Source organism: Bacillus sp. NP247, from assembly GCF_018966865.1.
Taxonomy (GTDB): domain Bacteria; phylum Bacillota; class Bacilli; order Bacillales; family Bacillaceae_G; genus Bacillus_A.
The window spans coordinates 2,272,332-2,291,985 of sequence record NZ_CP076653.1 but is presented as its reverse complement, the minus strand read 5'-3'; the positions used below and the strand labels follow the sequence as shown (position 1 = coordinate 2,291,985).

The 19,654-nt window shown below is 33.7% G+C and carries 19 protein-coding genes; 13 read left to right on the top strand and 6 right to left on the bottom strand.

Annotated features, from left to right (window positions below; genetic code table 11):
* Positions 1-236: 236 nt before the first annotated feature.
* From KPL75_RS12205 to alo, 8 genes are all read left to right on the top strand, one after another.
* Positions 237-656 carry a VOC family protein gene (locus KPL75_RS12205; protein WP_002144927.1) on the top strand — a complete coding sequence of 140 codons (420 nt, stop codon included), beginning with the start codon at positions 237-239 and terminating at the stop codon, positions 654-656.
* 146 nt (positions 657-802) lie between these two features.
* Positions 803-1,342, top strand: a complete 540-nt coding sequence (locus tag KPL75_RS12200) for a hypothetical protein (RefSeq protein WP_033718065.1) — start codon at positions 803-805, stop codon at positions 1,340-1,342.
* Positions 1,343-2,161: 819 nt separating this feature from the next.
* A complete protein-coding gene (locus KPL75_RS12195) occupies positions 2,162-2,839 on the top strand; it encodes a response regulator transcription factor (protein WP_219920816.1) in 678 nt (225 codons plus the stop codon).
* A gap of 483 nt (positions 2,840-3,322) precedes the next feature.
* Complete coding sequence (locus KPL75_RS12190) at positions 3,323-4,336, top strand: siderophore ABC transporter substrate-binding protein (RefSeq protein ID WP_219920815.1); 1,014 nt, start codon at positions 3,323-3,325, stop codon at positions 4,334-4,336.
* Positions 4,337-4,355: 19 nt separating this feature from the next.
* Entirely contained in the window at positions 4,356-5,372 is a 1,017-nt protein-coding gene (locus KPL75_RS12185) for an ABC transporter permease (protein ID WP_219920814.1), read from the top strand.
* Entirely contained in the window at positions 5,369-6,433 is a 1,065-nt protein-coding gene (locus KPL75_RS12180) for an iron chelate uptake ABC transporter family permease subunit (RefSeq protein WP_002144933.1), read from the top strand. Before KPL75_RS12185 ends, KPL75_RS12180 begins: the two co-directional genes overlap by 4 nt.
* On the top strand, positions 6,430-7,182 hold the full coding sequence (locus tag KPL75_RS12175) for an iron ABC transporter ATP-binding protein (RefSeq protein WP_002192292.1): 753 nt from the start codon (positions 6,430-6,432) through the stop codon (positions 7,180-7,182). The genes KPL75_RS12180 and KPL75_RS12175 overlap by 4 nt, the downstream gene beginning before the upstream one ends.
* Positions 7,183-7,769: 587 nt before the next feature.
* Positions 7,770-9,308, top strand: coding sequence for an anthrolysin O/cereolysin O family cholesterol-dependent cytolysin Alo (alo, locus tag KPL75_RS12170; RefSeq protein WP_219920813.1), 1,539 nt, complete (start codon positions 7,770-7,772; stop codon positions 9,306-9,308).
* Between the two features lie 51 nt (positions 9,309-9,359).
* Here the strand turns inward: alo and KPL75_RS12165 are convergent, their stop codons facing one another.
* The 3 genes from KPL75_RS12165 to KPL75_RS12155 all read right to left on the bottom strand — a co-directional run bounded on the left by KPL75_RS12165 (position 9,360) and on the right by KPL75_RS12155 (position 11,830).
* Positions 9,360-10,640: a purine/pyrimidine permease gene (locus KPL75_RS12165; RefSeq protein WP_219920811.1), complete on the bottom strand. Its 1,281-nt coding sequence runs from the start codon at positions 10,638-10,640 to the stop codon at positions 9,360-9,362.
* A gap of 127 nt (positions 10,641-10,767) precedes the next feature.
* Positions 10,768-11,217, bottom strand: coding sequence for a cyanase (cynS, locus tag KPL75_RS12160; protein WP_001081567.1), 450 nt, complete (start codon positions 11,215-11,217; stop codon positions 10,768-10,770).
* A gap of 31 nt (positions 11,218-11,248) precedes the next feature.
* Complete coding sequence (locus KPL75_RS12155; protein ID WP_219920810.1) at positions 11,249-11,830, bottom strand: beta-class carbonic anhydrase; 582 nt, start codon at positions 11,828-11,830, stop codon at positions 11,249-11,251.
* 167 nt (positions 11,831-11,997) lie between these two features.
* Here KPL75_RS12155 and KPL75_RS12150 point away from each other — a divergent pair, with 167 nt between their 5' ends.
* Positions 11,998-12,429 (top strand): Lrp/AsnC family transcriptional regulator, encoded by a 432-nt coding sequence (locus KPL75_RS12150; RefSeq protein ID WP_219920809.1) that lies wholly within the window; start codon positions 11,998-12,000, stop codon positions 12,427-12,429.
* A gap of 261 nt (positions 12,430-12,690) precedes the next feature.
* Here the strand turns inward: KPL75_RS12150 and KPL75_RS12145 are convergent, their stop codons facing one another.
* The 3 genes from KPL75_RS12145 to KPL75_RS12135 all read right to left on the bottom strand — a co-directional run bounded on the left by KPL75_RS12145 (position 12,691) and on the right by KPL75_RS12135 (position 14,854).
* A complete protein-coding gene (locus KPL75_RS12145; protein ID WP_219920808.1) occupies positions 12,691-13,053 on the bottom strand; it encodes a hypothetical protein in 363 nt (120 codons plus the stop codon).
* A 319-nt stretch (positions 13,054-13,372) separates the two neighbouring features.
* The gene (locus KPL75_RS12140; protein ID WP_219920807.1) at positions 13,373-14,320 is read right to left on the bottom strand and encodes a DUF4179 domain-containing protein; all 948 of its coding nucleotides are present in this window, start codon (positions 14,318-14,320) and stop codon (positions 13,373-13,375) included.
* 3 nt (positions 14,321-14,323) lie between these two features.
* Positions 14,324-14,854 (bottom strand): RNA polymerase sigma factor SigX, encoded by a 531-nt coding sequence (locus tag KPL75_RS12135; RefSeq protein ID WP_002068217.1) that lies wholly within the window; start codon positions 14,852-14,854, stop codon positions 14,324-14,326.
* 402 nt (positions 14,855-15,256) lie between these two features.
* Between KPL75_RS12135 and psiE the strand changes: the two genes are divergently transcribed.
* From psiE to KPL75_RS12115, 4 genes are all read left to right on the top strand, one after another.
* Positions 15,257-15,661, top strand: a complete 405-nt coding sequence (psiE, locus tag KPL75_RS12130) for a phosphate-starvation-inducible protein PsiE (RefSeq protein WP_002129862.1) — start codon at positions 15,257-15,259, stop codon at positions 15,659-15,661.
* 139 nt (positions 15,662-15,800) lie between these two features.
* Positions 15,801-16,316: a spermidine N1-acetyltransferase gene (gene speG / locus KPL75_RS12125; protein WP_016096564.1), complete on the top strand. Its 516-nt coding sequence runs from the start codon at positions 15,801-15,803 to the stop codon at positions 16,314-16,316.
* 437 nt (positions 16,317-16,753) lie between these two features.
* Positions 16,754-18,316: an ABC-F family ATP-binding cassette domain-containing protein gene (locus tag KPL75_RS12120; RefSeq protein WP_219920806.1), complete on the top strand. Its 1,563-nt coding sequence runs from the start codon at positions 16,754-16,756 to the stop codon at positions 18,314-18,316.
* Positions 18,309-19,502: an MFS transporter gene (locus KPL75_RS12115; protein ID WP_219921105.1), complete on the top strand. Its 1,194-nt coding sequence runs from the start codon at positions 18,309-18,311 to the stop codon at positions 19,500-19,502. The genes KPL75_RS12120 and KPL75_RS12115 overlap by 8 nt, the downstream gene beginning before the upstream one ends.
* Positions 19,503-19,654: the final 152 nt, after the last annotated feature.

Below are 19,654 nucleotides of genomic sequence, written 5' to 3'. Positions count from 1 at the left end.
GATCTGTTTATCTAAAGGGATGTTTTTATAGTGAAAAGAAAATCTGAACTGAAAGGCGGATTAAGGAACTGTTGGGCGGTAATAAAGTTACTCCACTAAAGGGCCATTTAATGGAGCAAGTTTGTGGAACTAACGAAACATCATAAAGAAAATTGTGGGATTTTCAAAGGCAATAGGTACATAAAAAGAGAACATATTTATTAATGTTATTTGAATGACTGAAAGGAGAGAGTAGAATGAAAGATAAATTATTGAGGGTTGGAACTATTTATATTCCTGTTACCAATATAGAGCTTTCTTCAGAATGGTATGTAAACAAATTAGGTTCAGAGCTAAGTTATAAAGACGAAGACAAGGCTATTCTTAACTTCGCAAACCAAAGTTTTTTTCTGGTTAAATCCCAAATAAATCAAAGCTTAAATTTTTACGATTTTTGTGGTGAAGAGCGCTTCTCTTTAACATTTGAAGTTAATGGTTTAAATGCACTTGAATCAATCCATAATGATTTTATAAAAAAAGAAATAAAAGTTGGAGAGATCGAGAACAGAGGACACACTGGAAAGAACTTTGTTTTTTATGATTTAGATGGTAATAAATTTGATATTTGGAGTGAATTAAGTCCCATCTTCAAAGAAAAATATTTAATATCGCAATAAGAGAGTTTGATTATTCAATAAACAGTGGATTCTCAGGAATAAATATGGTGCCAACTAAATTAAATCATTATTCCGCAATCGGGCCATATTGTGGAACTGTTAAGGAAAAGCGAGTAATTGCGTGCGTTGTACAAGGGGGTGTTGGGGTGAATGTAATTGCGTGGTTGATCGTTGCTTGTGAAATAGGGTTTTGGGTTGTTATAACTTTAGGTCTGCTCACACGATATATCCTTAAGAAAAATAAATTAGGATTGTTTTTCCTAGCTTTAACACCTGTTATTGATTTAATTTTATTAGTTGTTACGGGTGTCGACTTGTATCGTGGTGCGACTGCTACCCAAGTGCATGCAATAGCTGCTGTTTATATTGGAATCTCAATCGCATTCGGTAGGAGTATGATTGAGTGGGCTGATATACGCTTTCAATATTATGTGATGAAACAAGGAGCGAAACCAGTTAAAAGATTTGGCATTGATTATGCGAAACACTACTTTAAAAGCTGGGGACAACATGTGCTTGCTTTTCTAATAGGTGCCGGAATTTTATTTGTCTTAATCTATTTAATTAACGATTCTTCTCGAACAGAAGTGTTGGCTGGCTTTCTAAAAGTATGGACACTTGTGTTGGGTATCGATCTTTTGATTGCCATAAGCAATTTTATTTGGCCGAAAAGGGAAAAAGGGTAACAATTTAATAATATCGCAATTGGGCGCGATTGTGGAGTAAACACAGGTAGAAAAATGATTAAACTTTTTATAAAAAATTATTCACTAGCAACAAATAACCCAAGCATTTTGATCAAACTTTTTTCAAAATGTTTGGGTTTCTTCTGTTGAAAAATCAATTTTTGTAGCATGCTTTTGATCAAACTTTATTACAAACCAACAGCATTCACGGCAAGCTTATGGGTTAATAATTTATCCACGGCAAAGATATGCTTCCTTTAGCGGCAACTTTATGGGTAAAGTCACATTTTGTATGATATGAACCATAACTTTGCCAGGTTGGCGAGGTTATGGTTCTTTTTGTTTGTGGCAAAGTTATGGTTCTAAAAATAGAGTGTATTTAATTCTTCGGTTCTTTCAATTCCATTCTCAATGCATCTTGTGTGTTATCCCTTAACGATCACAATTTTATCTAAAATAAACAACAACAAAATCACTTCTACACAAGTATTTATAAGTAGAAAAATAGAAAGAATACCGTTTTTTCATTTTGTGGTTTTATAAAATGCTTAAGTTGATGGGGAAGGGGCGGCACTCCTGAGACAGATGATGATAAGCAGGTAGATACTATAGCTGATCCTTAATGATTAAATAACATTTATTTAAATCTTCATATGTTTTGTGTTTTCATCCATATCTATTGTAAGATTATATAGAGTTCTCCTAATAAGCTGTTATAGTGGGGTTTTTTAGGAATTTAATATTTATAAATCTTAAATTATTTTTTTCAGGATAATTTTTTATTTAACTAAGTTATATTGAAGTAGAGGTGAACCATCGGTGAAGCAGGTGTTGGTAATTAAGAATGAACGGTCTTTAGCAAAGAAAATCGTAAGCGGTCTAACGCAAGAAGGCTATTTCATTTTAAAACTTCACAATGAAAACCAAGGTTTAAATATAATATATGAACAAGATTGGGATATTATCGTATTGGATTGGGATTCATTAAGTATATCGGGACCAGAAATTTGTAGACAAATACGATTAGTTAAAACGACACCGATAATTATTGTGACCGACAATATTTCTAGCAAGGATTGCGTAGCAGGGTTACAAGCAGGAGCAGATGATTATATAAGAAAACCATTTGCGAAAGAAGAATTAGTAGCAAGGGTTCAAGCTATTTTAAGGAGAAGTGACTGTATCCAGCAAAATGAGACAAACTTTTTTCAGTTTAAAGATCTCTTTGTTGATGCATCTAGCCATATTGTGAAAAAAGGTGGTAAAAATCTCTCGCTTACGAAGCGCGAGTATGATTTACTTGTATTTTTAATTAAGAATAAAAATACAATATTGAGCCGTGAAATGCTTTTGAATCAGGTTTGGGGATATAACGTAGTAGTCAATCCAAATGTAGTAGACTTATATATTGGGTATGTAAGAAAAAAGTTAAAGTGCGAGAAGAAAGACAGATATATTGAAACGATACATGGCAGAGGCTATTCAATGGTTGAATGATAAAAGTAGGATAATAGATAAGGTACGGTTTGTCATAATAGCAAAAACGAGTAAAACTATTTCATACAGTTTTACTCGTTTTTTTCTATTAAACCTGATAATCAAATAGTTTCTGTGAAATATTAAAAGACGGAAACTATAAAAAGAAGATTGCTACCAGGCAATAGATTATGAAAAAATTAGCTATTAATGGGCATTTTTTTTGCAATAGAAATCATGGTTTATAAGGTGCCCAATCTATTGATTAGTATGTGTGGAGGATGACTCTGGTGCGCATTAGATGAGACTGTATCTAATTTATGTTTAATTTTATTAACTCACACCATTCACAAGATTTTCACATAATTAATGACTATACTTATTAACAGGATATTCAAATGAAAATGATTATCAATAGCAATTTAGATGCATAAAGGTTACTATCTAATTTAATCTATGGGCGTTATCATTTTCGAACTAAATTACATTATAAGGAGTATACGTATGAAAAAAACTATGCTTTTAAAATTAGTAAGTATTCTAGCAATTTTCACTTTAATGTTAGTAGCTTGCTCAGATTCAAGTAAGGAAACTTCGAAAGCTAATAAAGGTGATAGTAGTGATAAGCCAAAAACGGTTGAAATCACTGATGCACATGGAACTGTTAAAGTCCCTGTAAATCCAAAGAATGTAGTTGCTTTAGATAATAGAACTTTTGAAACTTTAGCTGATTGGGGAATTAAATTAGCGGCTGCTCCAAAGGATGTAATGCCTGCAGATTCAGCATATGTAAAGGATAGTAAAGTTCAAAATATTGGAAATCACCGCGAACCAAATCTTGAAATTATTGCAGCGGCAAACCCTGAACTTGTAATCGTTGGTCAAAGATTTGCTGGCCATTACGAAGAGATCAAAAAATTAGTGCCAAATGCAGCTGTTATTGATCTTAATGTTGATGTTTCTGAGAAAGCTACTAAGCCTGGAGAAAACTTAGTAAAAGGACTTAAAGATTCTACAATTTCTTTAGGAAAAATCTTTGATAAAGATAAAGAAGCTAAAAAATTAGTAACTGATTTTGATAAATCTATTGAAAATGTAAAATCTGCTTATAATGGAAAAGATAAAGTTATGAGTGTTATCGTTACTGGTGGGAATATTGGTTTTGCTGCTCCTCACTCTGGTCGCGTTTGGGGACCAATGTATGAGATTTTCGGTTGGACTCCAGCGCTAGAAGTGTCTAATTCTACTGCAGGTCATAAAGGTGATGACGTTTCTGTTGAAGCGATTGCACAAACAAATCCTGATTGGCTTTTCGTATTAGATCGTGATGCTGCAACATCTGATGCTGCTACTTCAGCTCCTGCTCAGGATGTTATTTCTAAATCACCTGCTCTTCAAAACACAACTGCTGTTTCTAAAAAACAAATTGTTTATGCACCAGCAGATACTTACACAAATGAATCAATTGAGACTTATATAGAGTTGTTTGGAAATATTGCAAAAACTTTAGCTAAGTAGTGTAAAGGAGTACGAAACAGTGTCAAAAAATATGATTTCTAGGGTTGAGAATATTTCTCAACCCCAGTTTTATAATCACAATAAAATATGGACAAAATCTTTTATAATAGCGATTATGATTGTTATAATTTTAGGGATTATATCATTGTTTACTGGAGTTTATGATATACGTGGACAAGAGGACGGAATGGAGATGTTTTTCATAACTCGTGTTCCGAGAACAGTAGCATTAATGCTTACTGGAGCTGCAATGGCGATGGCAGGGCTCGTAATGCAACTCATTACACAGAATCGCTTTGTTGAACCTACTACAACGGGGACTATTGAATGGTCAGGCTTAGGCCTGCTTTTTGTATATTTATTATTTCCTGCCCCGACTTTAGTTCAAAGAATGACTGGTGCAATCATTTTTTCTTTTATAGGAACTATGATTTTCTTTCTATTTTTAAGAAGAGTTAAACTTCGTTCGTCTTTAATTGTCCCGATTATCGGATTGATGCTTGGAGCAGTTATTTCTGCAGTGTCTACTTTTTTGGGACTCCTTTTTCAAATGACGCAAAGTATTGAAACTTGGTTTGTAGGTTCATTTGCTAACATTCAGGTGGGAAGATATGAATATTTATGGCTGATTGTTATCATTACTTTGCTTATTTTTATGTATGCTAATAGATTGACTTTAGCTGGACTAGGAGAAGATGTCGCAACAAGCCTTGGAGTTAATTACAATAGAATTGTTCTTTTTGGGACTGGTCTTATCTCTGTTGCTGTTGGAATTGTTGCAGCTGTTATTGGAAACTTACCTTTCTTGGGATTAATTGTGCCAAATATTGTTTCAATGTTTAGAGGTGATGATCTTAGGAGTAATTTACCTTGGGTATGTGTGATCGGAATGGGGACAATAACTGCCTGTGACATCATTTCTCGAACAATTATAAAGCCGTTTGAAGTACCTGTTTCTTTAATACTTGCAACAGTGGGAGCAGTCGTGTTTATTACTATTTTATTGAGACAAAGAAAACCAAGGAGGCTACGATGATCACATTAGAATATAGAAATAAAGAAAATGTCGAAATCGATTCTAGCCTTCATAATGAAAGTAGATCAGCTAGTGCTTTTCGTTCTAAGAAGGAAGCAAGACGTTATTGGATTTTACTGATAACATTGATTGCTTTAGGCCTCCTTTCTTCATATGGACTTTTAGTTTATAACAATCCAGTTCCGATAGATTCACCTTCTTTTATCCCAGTTGTTAAGAGAAGGATAGTAGCTATTGTTGCTATGATTATTGCTGCAGTTTGTCATAGTTTGTCGACAGTTGCTTTCCAATCTATTACGAATAATAAAATTATTACTCCTTCGCTTTTAGGTTTCGAATCACTTTATTCAGCAATTCAAACGAGTACAATATTCTTCTTTGGTGCTAGTGCATTGATAAATTTTAGTGGAATTGGATCATTTTTATTTCAAGTTGTTGTTATGGTCTTCATGAGTTTGATACTTTATGGATGGTTACTTTCCGGTAAATACGGGAATTTACAACTTATGCTTTTAGTTGGAATTATTATTGGTACCGGGCTAAATTCTGTGTCAACTTTCATGAGAAAACTACTTGCGCCTTCAGAGTTTGATATTTTACAAGCAAGGTTATTTGGTTCTGTTAATCATGCAGATCCTGCATATTTTCCTATTGTAATTCCTATGGTCATAATTGTAGCAGTATTAATTTTGGCTCATTCTAAGAATTTGAATGTTTTGTCACTAGGAAAGGATGTTGCTACTTCTTTTGGGGTTAAATACCAACCTAGTGTAATTTATACGCTTGTATTAGTAGCTATTTTAATGTCCATCTCAACAGCTCTAATTGGGCCACTTACTTTCTACGGCTTTTTAGTAGCAACTTTGAGTTATCAGGCGGCGTCAACTTATGATCATAGATATATTTTTCCAATGGCTTTTGCTATAGGATTTTTAATAATGACGAGTGCATACTTTTTAATGTATCATGTATTCCATGCTCAAGGTGTAGTTTCAGTTATTATTGAATTATTTGGTGGGATCATATTCTTAACTATAGTTTTAAGGAAGAGGGCTTTATGATAAAAATTGATAATGTTAAAAAGTTCTATACTGATAAGGTAAAAATAGGACCTTTAGATATTGAAATACCAAAAGCGGGCTTTACTTCTTTAATTGGACCAAATGGCGCTGGAAAGTCAACGACACTTTTGATGATTGGCAGACTTTTAGATATGGATGAAGGTCAAATTCAGGTAGCGAATATGGATGTTTCTGAATCTAAATCAAAAGACTTAGCAAAAGTTTTGACTATATTGCGACAAGAAAATCATTTTGTAACTAGGCTTACTGTTAGACAATTAGTTGGATTTGGGCGCTTTCCTTATTCAAAGGGAAGATTAACTAAAGAGGATGAAGTTATCATTTCTAAATATATCGATTTTTTAGATTTAACTAATTTAGAGAATAGATATTTAGATGAGCTTTCTGGTGGTCAAAGACAAAGGGCATATGTAGCGATGGTATTGTGCCAAGAGACTGAATATGTACTTTTGGATGAGCCTCTGAACAACCTTGATGTTGCTCGTTCTGTTCAAATGATGGAGCATTTGAGACGTGCAGCTAATGAATTCGGAAGAACAATTCTGACTGTTATGCATGATATAAATTTTGCGGCTAAATATTCTGACAAAATTTGTGCTATGAAAGATGGACAAATTGCTGCTTTTGGAACAGTAGAAGAAGTTATGGACCCAGAAATTTTGACAGATATTTTTGAAACAAAAATAGAAATTATCAATGGTCCTTATGGTCCAATCGCTGTTTATTAGTTACAAAATGTAAAAAATGATTATGCAAAAAAAACTAATAGAAATCAAATTATATATTGTAGCTTGCGTAAATTATGCCAGCTACTCTAGTTGAAGTTGCTGTCTGTATTTTATAGGCAGCAGCTTTTTTTAATGCGATTGCCCATGATAACTCTTAATGTTTCTGGCTGCTTGTAACAGTCCTACAGGTATTTCATTACTTCCAGTTCTGCGACGCTTCCAACAATAAACTTGTAAATTACTCATAAAATGCAAAGGAATGCTTCACCTTTTCAAGTATCTACCAAATGAAAAATTTATCTCTGTATAACTTTTTATAAGAATTCAGCTTGTTTTTTTGTATGCAATATTGCATATAAGAGTGTATTGATAAAAGTGTAAGGGGTCACTATAATGAGGGCATAAAGATACATCACATTTTCGTAGCAATAAAAAAGGAGGAAATAATATGGAAATCGCAATGGCAGTTTTGAAATTTGTAGGTGGCGTAATCCCGTTAATTCAAGAACTTTTAAAAGCATTTATGTAGGTTTATTAGTTAGCTATCATTTATCAATCATTATCATATCTTACTAAAAAAGAACGGGGTGATTTTTCTGAATATTAAGAAAAACACTAAAAGAAGAAAGTTCCTTGCGTGTCTATTAGTTAGTCTATGCACTATTAATTATTCATCTATTTCCTTCGCAGAAACACAAGCAGGTAATACAACTGATGTAACCAAAAATGCTAGTGGCATTGATACTGGTATAGCAAATCTTAAATATAATAATCAAGAGGTTTTAGCTGTAAATGGTGATAAAGTAGAGAGTTTTGTTCCGAAAGAAAGTATCAATTCAAATGGTAAATTTGTAGTAGTGGAACGCGAGAAAAAATCACTTACAACTTCACCAGTCGATATTTCGATTATTGATTCTGTGGCGAATCGTACGTATCCAGGAGCGGTACAACTTGCAAATAAAGCTTTTGCAGACAATCAACCTAGTTTATTAGTGGCTAAGAGAAAGCCTTTGAATATTAGTATAGACTTACCTGGCATGAGAAAAGAAAATACAATTACTGTCCAAAATCCGACATATGGTAATGTGGCTGGAGCAGTAGATGATTTAGTATCTACTTGGAATGAAAAGTATTCTAAAACACATACGTTACCCGCAAGAATGCAGTATACAGAATCTATGGTTTATAGTAAATCACAAATCGCAAGTGCCCTTAACGTTAACGCCAAATATCTTGATAACAGTCTAAACATTGATTTTAATGCGGTTGCAAATGGAGAGAAAAAAGTGATGGTAGCGGCATATAAGCAAATATTTTATACCGTAAGTGCTGAACTATCTAACAATCCATCCGATCTTTTTGATAATAGTGTTACTTTTGGTGAGTTAACTCGTAAAGGTGTAAGTAATTCGGCTCCACCTGTTATGGTCTCAAATGTAGCTTATGGTAGAACTGTTTATGTAAAATTAGAAACAACATCTAAGAGCAAAGATGTACAAGCTGCTTTTAAAGCCTTACTTAAGAATAACAGCGTGGAAACGAGTGGACAGTACAAAGATATTTTTGAAGAAAGTACTTTTACTGCTGTAGTATTAGGCGGAGATGCGAAAGAGCATAACAAGGTTGTTACTAAAGATTTCAATGAAATCCGAAATATCATTAAAGATAATGCTGAATTAAGTCTTAAAAATCCTGCATACCCAATTTCATATACAAGTACTTTTTTAAAAGATAATGCAACTGCTGCTGTTCATAACAATACAGATTATATCGAGACGACAACTACAGAATATTCAAGTGCTAAAATGATACTGGATCATTACGGTGCTTACGTTGCGCAATTTGATGTATCTTGGGATGAATTCACATTTGATCAAAATGGTAAAGAAGTACTAACACATAAAACATGGGATGGTAGCGGCAAAGACAAAACGGCTCATTACTCTACAGTTATCCCTCTTCCACCAAATTCAAAAAATATAAAAATCGTAGCAAGAGAATGTACTGGTCTTGCATGGGAATGGTGGAGAACAATTATTAATGAACAAAATGTTCCATTAACAAATGAAATAAAAGTTTCAATTGGAGGAACAACATTATACCCAACTGCTAATATTAGTCATTAGGTATAAAAAGGCGCCCTGTAAGCAGGGCGCTTTTTTACTTAGTCACAAATTTTACTCCTTCCAAAACTGTTCCAATAGAATGACAAGCATAGTACCCACAAGTAATCCATTACTTAAAACATATTGTAAGGAAGAAGGAATTCCGCTAAATGCACTTTCTGGAAGAAACATTATTCCCAAACTGATTAATAATGAAATTCCTAATATAGTTAATCGGCGTTGATTTAATTCTTCACGTAAAATGGATTGAAATGAAATGCCTATTACTTGGACAAATGTTGCTAAAAGTGCGGCATTAGCAATAGGACCTGGTAGCAAGGATATAAAGTTTACAATTGAAGGAATAAAAGAAATTCCTACTAATATAAGACTTGCTATAAGGAACGACTTCATTTTTCTTTGTCCTGTTAGTTGAATAAATCCTGCTGATGCAGGTAATGGTACAATTCCAATTGTAGAGAACAACGACGAGATAATATGTGATATACCTCCGGCCCACACACCACGGTTCAATGTTTGCTTTTCATTTTCTTTAGATAACGGAGCCACTTGTTTTACAGCTGAAACAGCAGCAATCGTATTTGCAACTAAAAGAAATGTAAATAAAGTTGCAGTTAGAGTCATTCCAATATCGAATCTAGGCATGCCCCAAGCGAATATCTCTGGTAACTTAACTAACGGTGTGTGTGAAGGCATATGAGATGATTTTCCTAATACAGCATACAAAAGCCAACCAAATGAAATGCCAAGTAACACAGCGTAACTTTTCATCCATCCTTTCCCTTTAATTGATAAGAAGGTAATCATGGCAAAAACAAAGAGTGCAATAGTAGCTGTTGTATAATCAGGATGAGTTGCGGCCCCTTGTAATCCCATCATTCCTTTTAGTAACACACCACTAAGCTGAAGGGCTAAGATTAAAAGAAAAGTTCCTGTAACTAAAGGGGTGAATAAACGCAAGGTTCGATGTACAAGCCCTGTTATACCAAGCGTGAAGAGTAATATACCTGCAATAATTAACCCGCCTTCTAAAAGTTGCAACACGTCTTTTGCGCTTTGGCCCTGATGCATAGCTACTTGTCCCAGTATGACAAATATACTTACCCATGAACCGGCTGGACCATCCGCTATGGGATAGCGATGCCCAAACCATGCTTGTATAAATGAACTTACTCCCACGACTAAAAAAGTTCGCTGCATTAACGTTGAAATATCTTCTATTGATAAATGGAATATGCCACCAATAATGATAGGCAATGCAATTGCATTTGCTAATAGAAACACAAACCACTGTAGAATACTAAAGCTTGTATTAAAGTGTTTTTTATTCATATTAGTCTCCTTTGCCGAAAAAGAATCTCATAGTAAAAATCCACGCTTTCTATATAGTTAGATTAAAAAGGATGGATTTTGTAAATCTATAAAATTATTTTAGTTATATAGATAGATTTTTAATTAATTACCATGTACGGAACGGTAAGAATTTCCCGTTAAGTGTAATAACGATACGAGGATCGCCACCTTTTGGATCTTCTTGTGTATCCACACCTAGATTGAAGTTAATTGCACTCATTACACCTTCGCCAGCTTTTTCTAAGATTAATTCTCTAAGAGTTGGTGCGTATTGTAACATCATTTCATATAATCGATATAAGATTGGGTCAGTAGGAGGCATTTGCATTACTTGACCTCGAAGTGGAACTACTGTTAATGCCTGAACTACTTCTTCATCTAATTCTAATAGTTTACCAATTTTTTCTGCTTCCGGACGTGTCATTGTAGCTTGTCCTAATAATGCTGTTACAACCCAAGTCTCAGAGTTTTCACTTACTTTTGAAATTTCTTCCCATGTTAAACCTTTTGCGATTTTTGCTTCCATAATTTTTTGCGTAGCTTCTTGTCTATTCATATCTAATAACTTCCCTTCATTTAAGTAATAATTAATGTTCCATACCATTTAATTTTTTATATCCATCAACTACTAAATCTAATTTGCCTGTGTGAGGATCAATAACTAGACCATGTACAGGAACATCTTTTGGAATAAGTGGATGATTTCTTACTAAATCAACATTAGCTTGAGTTGAACCGTTGACATCATCGAATCCAAATAACCATTTTTCAAGGTCAACACCAGCATATTCAATTGCTGATAAAATTTCTGGTGAAGCTACTCCGCGATCTAATATTTTTTGAAGTGTTCCTTTTGGATTAGTTTGGCTTGCACCACATCTATGGTGTCCGATAAGAAATATTTCATCTGCATTTAGATCATATACTGATGCTACAACACTTTGCATAACACTATCGAAAGGAGAAGCAATTTTACCACCTGCATTTCTGATAACTTTTGCATCACCATCGTGTATATCTAAAGCTTTTGGAAGTAGCTCAATTAAACGAGCATCCATGCAAGAAACAACAACCATACGTTTTTTAGGTATTTTTGTCGCTTCACAAGGAGCGTATTCCTTATTTTCTACAAATTGTTCATTGAACGATAGGATTTCTTGTAATAACATATTTGTAACCTCCTTTAAATCTAGATGTATTTTTTTGTTGCGTCCTCTATGTTATAAGTGAATATAACTGATAAATAATGTGATGTAAGAGGATAAACTAAGTATAGTGAATTGTATCGATAAGCAGAATAAGCTGGCGAAACACTTTCTGGCTTTCTACTTTCACGGTGAAAGGATTGGTTTATATCATTGATCAAATAGATTTTGAGATACTAAAATTATTAGGAGAAAACTCAAGAATACAATGGAAAGAACTTGGTCAGAAAATACATATGACGGGGCAGGCTGTAGGAAATCGAATTCGAAGGTTAGAGGATTTAGGGATTATTGAGCAATACACAATCGCAATAAACCGAATCAAATTAGGACAAGTAGTGACTGCATTTGTTACTTTGTTTGTAACAACAGCTAACCATCAAGAGTTTATGAATTTCTTTCAAGGAGAAGAAGGGATTTCTGAAGTACACCGTATAAGTGGTGAGGGGTGTTATTTATTAAAAACACATTTCACTTCTAATGAAGAATTGGATAACTTTCTAGGACGACTATTAAAGTATGGGAATTACCGTGTTAACCTATCAATAGGGAAGCTAAAATAAACTTTCTGCAAGTTTATGGTTCTTTTTGCTAGTGGCTAAGACATAGTTCAACAAATAAAAGGAGTATCTCTTATTAAATAAGAGATACTCCTTTTATTTGTTTTTAATAATTATTGATTATTTTACATCTGATTTTTCTTTTTTCATTATTTGCTTTTGGCTAGTGAAGGGAACTTTTTTAACATCAAAACCCCTGCGCTGTATGCAACAGGGATTCTATTATTACTTATCTGACGGTATGATCCTATTTCATTTTATAGCTTATTTAGAAGAATCATGTACAGGTTTTGATTTAGTGTCCTCAGGCATTTCAAAGGTTTGATTATGGTTAGATTTCACATCTTCGTTAGGAATTGCTGGCACTGCGTCTTCAGGTGAATTGTGGATTGGCGAAGAAGTTGTTGTTCCATCTACACTTGTTGTAACTGACATTGGTTGATTTTGATCAATTTTTGTACCTTTGTCCATCTTTTTTGCGGATTCTTTTTCACTTTTATTTGTTTGTCTCCATTCTATTTTTTTATTCGATTCTAGTTTGTTCGTTTTCATATCTTCTGTATCTACTGCACCACCCGCTAATAATCCTGTACTTAAAAGTGTTCCTGCTAATAATGTTTTAAACATTTTCCATTACCTCCTTGTTTAAGATTACATTTAGCATAAAACAAGTATCTGGAGTTTATTTGGAGTTCATCTAGATTTTATGTAAGTTTTGCATGTAGGGGCACCATACGAAAAAAGAAAATTGTGCGTTTGGACAAAAAGTAGCCGATTCCCTGTATGTTAAGGAACCGGCTACTTTCTATACTACCTTTTTATGTTTATGAAATTAAAAATGATAGAGTAGAAATCATGTATGAAATAAATGTAAGTAACACAAGGAAGAATATAAGCAGGGTATTGGATACACATCGTTCTATTCTTTTTTTCATTTAAATTTACTTTATTTTTTCAATTTGGTAGGATCAATTTGAAGTTGACCTTTCCAAGAACCAGATAATTTTCCAATCCTGCTTATATTTACATCTAATGTAAGTGGTTGTTTGAAAGAATCTTTCCCTTCAGGACCTTCGATAAATGTAATGACACCTTCTGGTCTATCCTTAAAACGAATACCTATATGCTTTAATTCTTCACCGGATGCTTTTAGTTCTAATGGTCCACCACTTGCTCCTTGAATAAATGCTAATTGTCCGAAGTACCCATTTTCCTTATACTCTGGGTTTTTTTCTTGTTGACCATTTACTTTGCCATCATCTTTAAGTTGTAACCCCGTTGTATCAAATTCAAACGGTACTACATTTCCATTTTCTTTTTCAATTTTGTAATGAACGGATATACGTGCATCCGCTACATATAATTCTTTCAGATGTACTGTAACACCTTGATCTGTAATCTTTTCATCAAGAGGAATAAATTGCCCTTTTGTAACGTCTCTTCCTTCATCAATAATCGTATCATTTGAAATTGCATTGGAAAAATAAGAGGCAACATCTGTAGCTGCCACTCGAACTTGTGGAATCATGGCTGTTGAAAAAAGCCCTGCTACCGCTACTGCTATATACATGAAACGTTTTGATTTTTTATTCATATTTGTAAATAATCCCTTCTTCTGTTCAGGTTTTTGATTGATATAAGAAACATCTTCTAATTTTGCGCGATTTTCAAATGCTTTCCACGCTTGGTCTACATCAATTTTGAGTTCCTTTGATGAATGTACTATTTCTTCCTCTAACATGACATTTTCCCATTGATTTAATTTGCTAATTTCTAGTAATAAGTCTTGGCATGCGTTACACGTATCTAAATGTTTTGTGAATTCTTTTCTTGTCTCATAAGGTAATTCCCCATCCATATATGCTTGAATAAATCCCACATCATAACAATTCATTTATTACGCCTCCTCTAACTGTTTATAAATCTTACGAAACTTTTGTTTGGCTCGGACTAATAATGTTCCAATAGAAGATATGTCAATTTGAAGCACTTCTGCAATTTCCTTATATTGAAAGTCAGAAAACCTCATTAATAAAATGGTTCGATCCCGTTCATCCATGTTACTGAGTACCATTTGTACCTTTGTAATTTCTTCTTGTCTAATCCAGTCATCATCTAATGATGAAATATGTTGTACTTCATGATATTGTATGGTTTTATCTACTCTCGCCTGATGTCGTTTTTCAGATCGTAGATATTTATACGCTACATAAGTAGAAGATTTTATTAGCCATCCAGGTAAGTGTTCAATTCTCTTCCAATCGTTGCGATATAGCTGTAAAAAGACTTCTTGGGCTAATTCTTCAGCGATAGTCTGATTTTTGACAATCCATACGATCTGTTTCACAACGTAAACATAGTTTTGTTTAAACAAATCTTCAAATGTCACATCCGAAAAAGGCCTGTCTTCCTTTTTTATTTTTAACATGTCAGTTAAAACCTCACTCTCATTTGATGCCTGTATTATAGAGAACCCGGAATAACGAGTTTTGTGACAGTAATTTTTTATTTTTTTATTATGTACGAAAAAAATATTCATCTGTTAAGGTGAAAAAAGGATGGCAGTGTTCGAGTTGTAATAGTGTTTCTAACTATGCACATAAGTGTATTTTACAAGATTAAACACGTCTTATTGAAAAGGCGATTAATAATAGTGAGTTGGAAGAGCTTCTGAATGTGCAATTAAGCTCAATCGTGAAAAGGTTACTTCAAGTATTGGAAGTTCAATATACCGGTGAGAGTAAAGGGAGGAAGTATGATTTAACTTCTTTCCAATGATAATTTTGCTATAATAAATACGTACGTATACGAAGGGGAGTTTAAAGAGAAAATGAAATCATTTAATATCGATCATTATATAGCTAGCGTGTTACAGTGGATATTAAATATAGCTCTAATTATATTGTCCATTGTTTTATCTATCTTTTTAATTAATGAGACAATCACGTTTATTCAATACATATTTTCGGCGAAGAAGTATACATCTTATAAATTAGTTGAAAGTATCATTGTCTACTTCTTATACTTTGAGTTCATCGCATTAATCATTAAGTATTTTAAATCGAATTATCATTTTCCGTTACGCTATTTTATTTATATCGGAATTACGGCTTTAATTCGATTGATTATTGTATCTCATGAGGAACCGATGGAGACGTTATTATATGCAGGATCCATTCTTGTTTTAGTCATTGCTTTATACATATCAAATATGAGAGATTTGAGAAAAGAGTAGTAGTGCAGACATCAGTTTGCACTACTTTTTCATCTTGACCTTCAAGTTACTTGAAAGTTTACAATGTAAATAGGGCGTTTGAAATCGAAAAAAATTGAGAAATTAAGTGAAGAGGTTATTTTACTTGGAGGTTATAGAAATGAGTCAGGAATTAAAGTTACGTCCTTTAGAACGGGAAGATTTAAAGTTTGTACACGAACTTAATAATAACGCACATATTATGTCTTATTGGTTTGAAGAGCCGTATGAGGCATTTGTAGAACTACAGGATTTATATGATAAACATATACATGATCAAAGTGAACGCCGTTTTATCCTGGAGAAAGATAATGAGATGGTTGGATTAGTCGAGTTAGTGGAAATCGATTATATTCATCGAAGAACTGAATTCCAAATTATTATTGATCCGAATTATCAAGGACATGGTTATGCAGCGGAAGCGACGCGTTTAGCGATGGATTACGCTTTTTCTGTATTAAATATGCATAAACTTTATTTAGTTGTTGATAAAGAGAATGAAAAGGCTGTACATGTTTATAAAAAGGTTGGATTTATCGTGGAGGGTGAGTTACAAGACGAGTTTTTCGTTGATGGTAACTATCATAATGCGATAAGAATGTGTATGTTCCAGAAGCAATATTTTGAAAATAAGTAGTTGAATTATTTGGAAGTAATCTTGACGCTTCATAAAACCGTATGCTAAAATCCCTTTTAAGTATTAAGGAAGGTGCAGAACATGCTTTATATAAAATTTGTAAAACTCATTAGAAAACTTTGCTCCGCACAAATGTATACGGTGAAGCGTTGTACGGAGCTTAATCAAGGGGTATAAATCCCCGGTATTCATCGGCTGAATAACTTTTCTAAAAAAGTATAGTTTATCTATGCTTATTTGGTTTTGGTTTTTAGCTGATGTATAAAATAGATTAAGGGGCCATAGACAATGCTTTGTCTATGGCCCTTTGTGTATATTATTCCGATGAGTTTTTACAATAAATTGGAGTAGTATAGGAAAAAACCACGAAGCAGAGGGCTAGTGTCGAATGACGCTATCTCTCTGCTTTTTTTAATTTCAGGAAAAGAGGAATACGAATGAGTTTACTTAAAGTTGAAAGTTTATCACATAGTTTTATAGATAAAGTCTTATATGAAAATGCTTCTTTTGATTTGCATAAAGGAGAACATATGGGGATTGTTGGACAGAATGGTGCGGGGAAAAGTACGTTAATGAAAATATTGATTGAAGAAATAATTCCTGATAAGGGAGACATAAAGTGGCAGCCTAATATTCAAATTGGGCATCTTGATCAATATGCAGAAATTGATGGAATTTATACCATTTCACAATATTTAAAGAGAGCTTTTCATGATTTGTTTGAAATGGAAGTTAGAATGAACAAATTGTATGAAGAAAGTGCTATGACAGGTGATCCTGACAAATTGTTAAAAGCGGCCGCATATCAAGAACAACTTGAGGCTTGTGATTTTTATTCGGTAGATAGCACAATTAATAAAACTGCAGTTGGCTTAGGTATTGATGCTATTGGCATGAATCGTATAATCGCTGAACTAAGCGGGGGACAACGTGCAAAAGTAATTTTAGCGAAGCTTTTATTAGAAGAGCCTAATATTTTATTACTAGATGAACCGACGAACTTCCTTGATAAAGAGCATGTGGAGTGGCTTGCTAATTATTTAATGAATTTTGAAGGGGCTTTTATTGTAGTGTCACATGATTTTGATTTTCTGGAAAAAGTGACTTCTTGCATCTGTGATGTAGAGTTTGGAACGGTGAAGAAGTATTACGGAAAATACTCAGATTTTGTAAGACAAAAGGAGCATTTGCGAAAAGATTATATTCGCCAATATCATGCACAACAAAAGAAAATTGAAAAAACGGAAGAGTATATTCGTAGAAATATTGCTGGAGTGAATTCAAAAATAGCGCAAGGACGTAGAAAGCAGTTGCAACGTATGGAAAGAATTGCGCCACCAAGTTTTACTCATAAACCATCTATTCATTTTCGTGAGCTTTCAATTTCAGCACAGACGGTTTTGACAGTAAATGACCTTGAGGTTGGATATGAGTTTGCTTTATTACCAAAGTTGAATTTCTCGGTAGTAGGAGGACAAAAATTTGTTATTACAGGATTTAATGGAGTAGGGAAATCCACCTTATTAAAAACAATCGTTGGAAATATTTCTAGTATTTCTGGAGAATTTCACTTCTCAGAGCAAATAAAAATTGGATATTATGAACAAGATTTAAATTGGAGCAATGATTCTTTAACGCCGCTTCAAATTATTTCAGAACAGTTTCCTAAACTGAATATGAAGGAAATACGTCATCATTTAGCTGCGTGTTGTGTGAAGGATACTCATGTTTCGCAAGAAATTCATACGTTAAGTGGTGGTGAACAATCGAAGGTGAAACTGTGCGGATTATTATTATCACCGTGTAATTTTTTAATCTTAGATGAGCCGACGAATCATTTAGATGCAGAAGCGAAAGAATCTTTGCAAAAGGCATTAATTCAGTTTAAGGGTAGCATCATACTCGTATCTCACGAAGCACGTCTGTATCATGATTGGGCAGATAGTATTTTCAACATAGAGAGCGGTTTAATTGAGGAGAGTAAAAAAGATGATAAATGATAATGATTGGAAAGTGAAAATAATAATGTTTTTGACCGCTCAAACGATTTCGTTGTTCGGTTCATCTCTCGTACAGTACGCGATCATATGGTATATCACCCTTACAACATCATCAGGAGTGATGTTGACCATTTCAACTGTTTGCGGTTTTCTACCACAAATTGCGATATCTTTATTTGCTGGTGTGTGGATTGATCGTTATGACCGTAAAAAGATGATTATGTTATCGGATGGGATTATAGCGATTGCTACGTTAGTTTTGGCAATTTTATTTTTAACAGGATATAAAAGTATTTGGATGTTTTTTATAGTATTACTCATTCGCTCAGCTGGTACAGGGGTACAAACACCGGCTGTGAATGCGTTAATCCCACAAATTGTTCCGAAAGATTATCTTATGAAAGTAAATGGGATAAATAGCAGTATTACATCTATAATTATGTTTCTTTCTCCAGCAGTAAGTGCTGCAATTCTTTCTATTGCCAGCATTGAAACGACATTTTTTATTGATGTTATTACGGCTATAATCGGAATTAGTATTATGTTTATCATTCAAGTTGAAGGACATGTGAATGTAGAGAGTAAGCAAAAATCTAATCTACAAGGGATAAAAGAGGAATTTGCTTATTTAAAAGAAAATGTATTTATTAAAAGGCTACTCGTTTTATTAATCATTGTCATGATTTTAATAAGTCCAGCTGCCTTTTTAACACCTTTAATGGTAACTCGTTCCTTCGGAGCAGAAATGTGGAGACTTACTGCTAGTGAGATGACCTTTAGTGCTGGTGCAGCGGCGGGTGGAGTACTAATTGCAGCGTGGGGTGGCTTCCGTAACCGCATGCAGACAACAGCACTAGCTTGTGCATTGTATGGACTGCTTATGGTTGGACTCGGGAGTGCACCAATATTTATTATGTATTTAACATTTAATTTTTTAATTGGCATAACAATGCCCTGCTTTAATACACCAGTTAACGTGCTATTGCAGGAGAAAGTAGAGCCTTCTATGCATGGGCGGATGTTTAGCCTTGTACAAATTGCAAATTCATGTGCTTTGCCTTTGGGGATGATTATATTTGGTCCTTTGGCTGATGCGTTTAGTGTAGAAATTTTGTTAATTTATGCGGGGATATTCGTACTATTGTGCGCAATTTATGTTGTATTAAGTAGGAGATTTGAAGTGTAAATATTCATGATTTAAAAGGTTTGTGTGGCAATTTAAGATGCTTCGTAGACCTTTTTTATTTCACTCAAGTCAACAATTATTTATTGTTAAACGATAAATAATTGTTGACTTGTAATGTAGTTGAATTTATTATGATGGTAGTAAGAATAGTG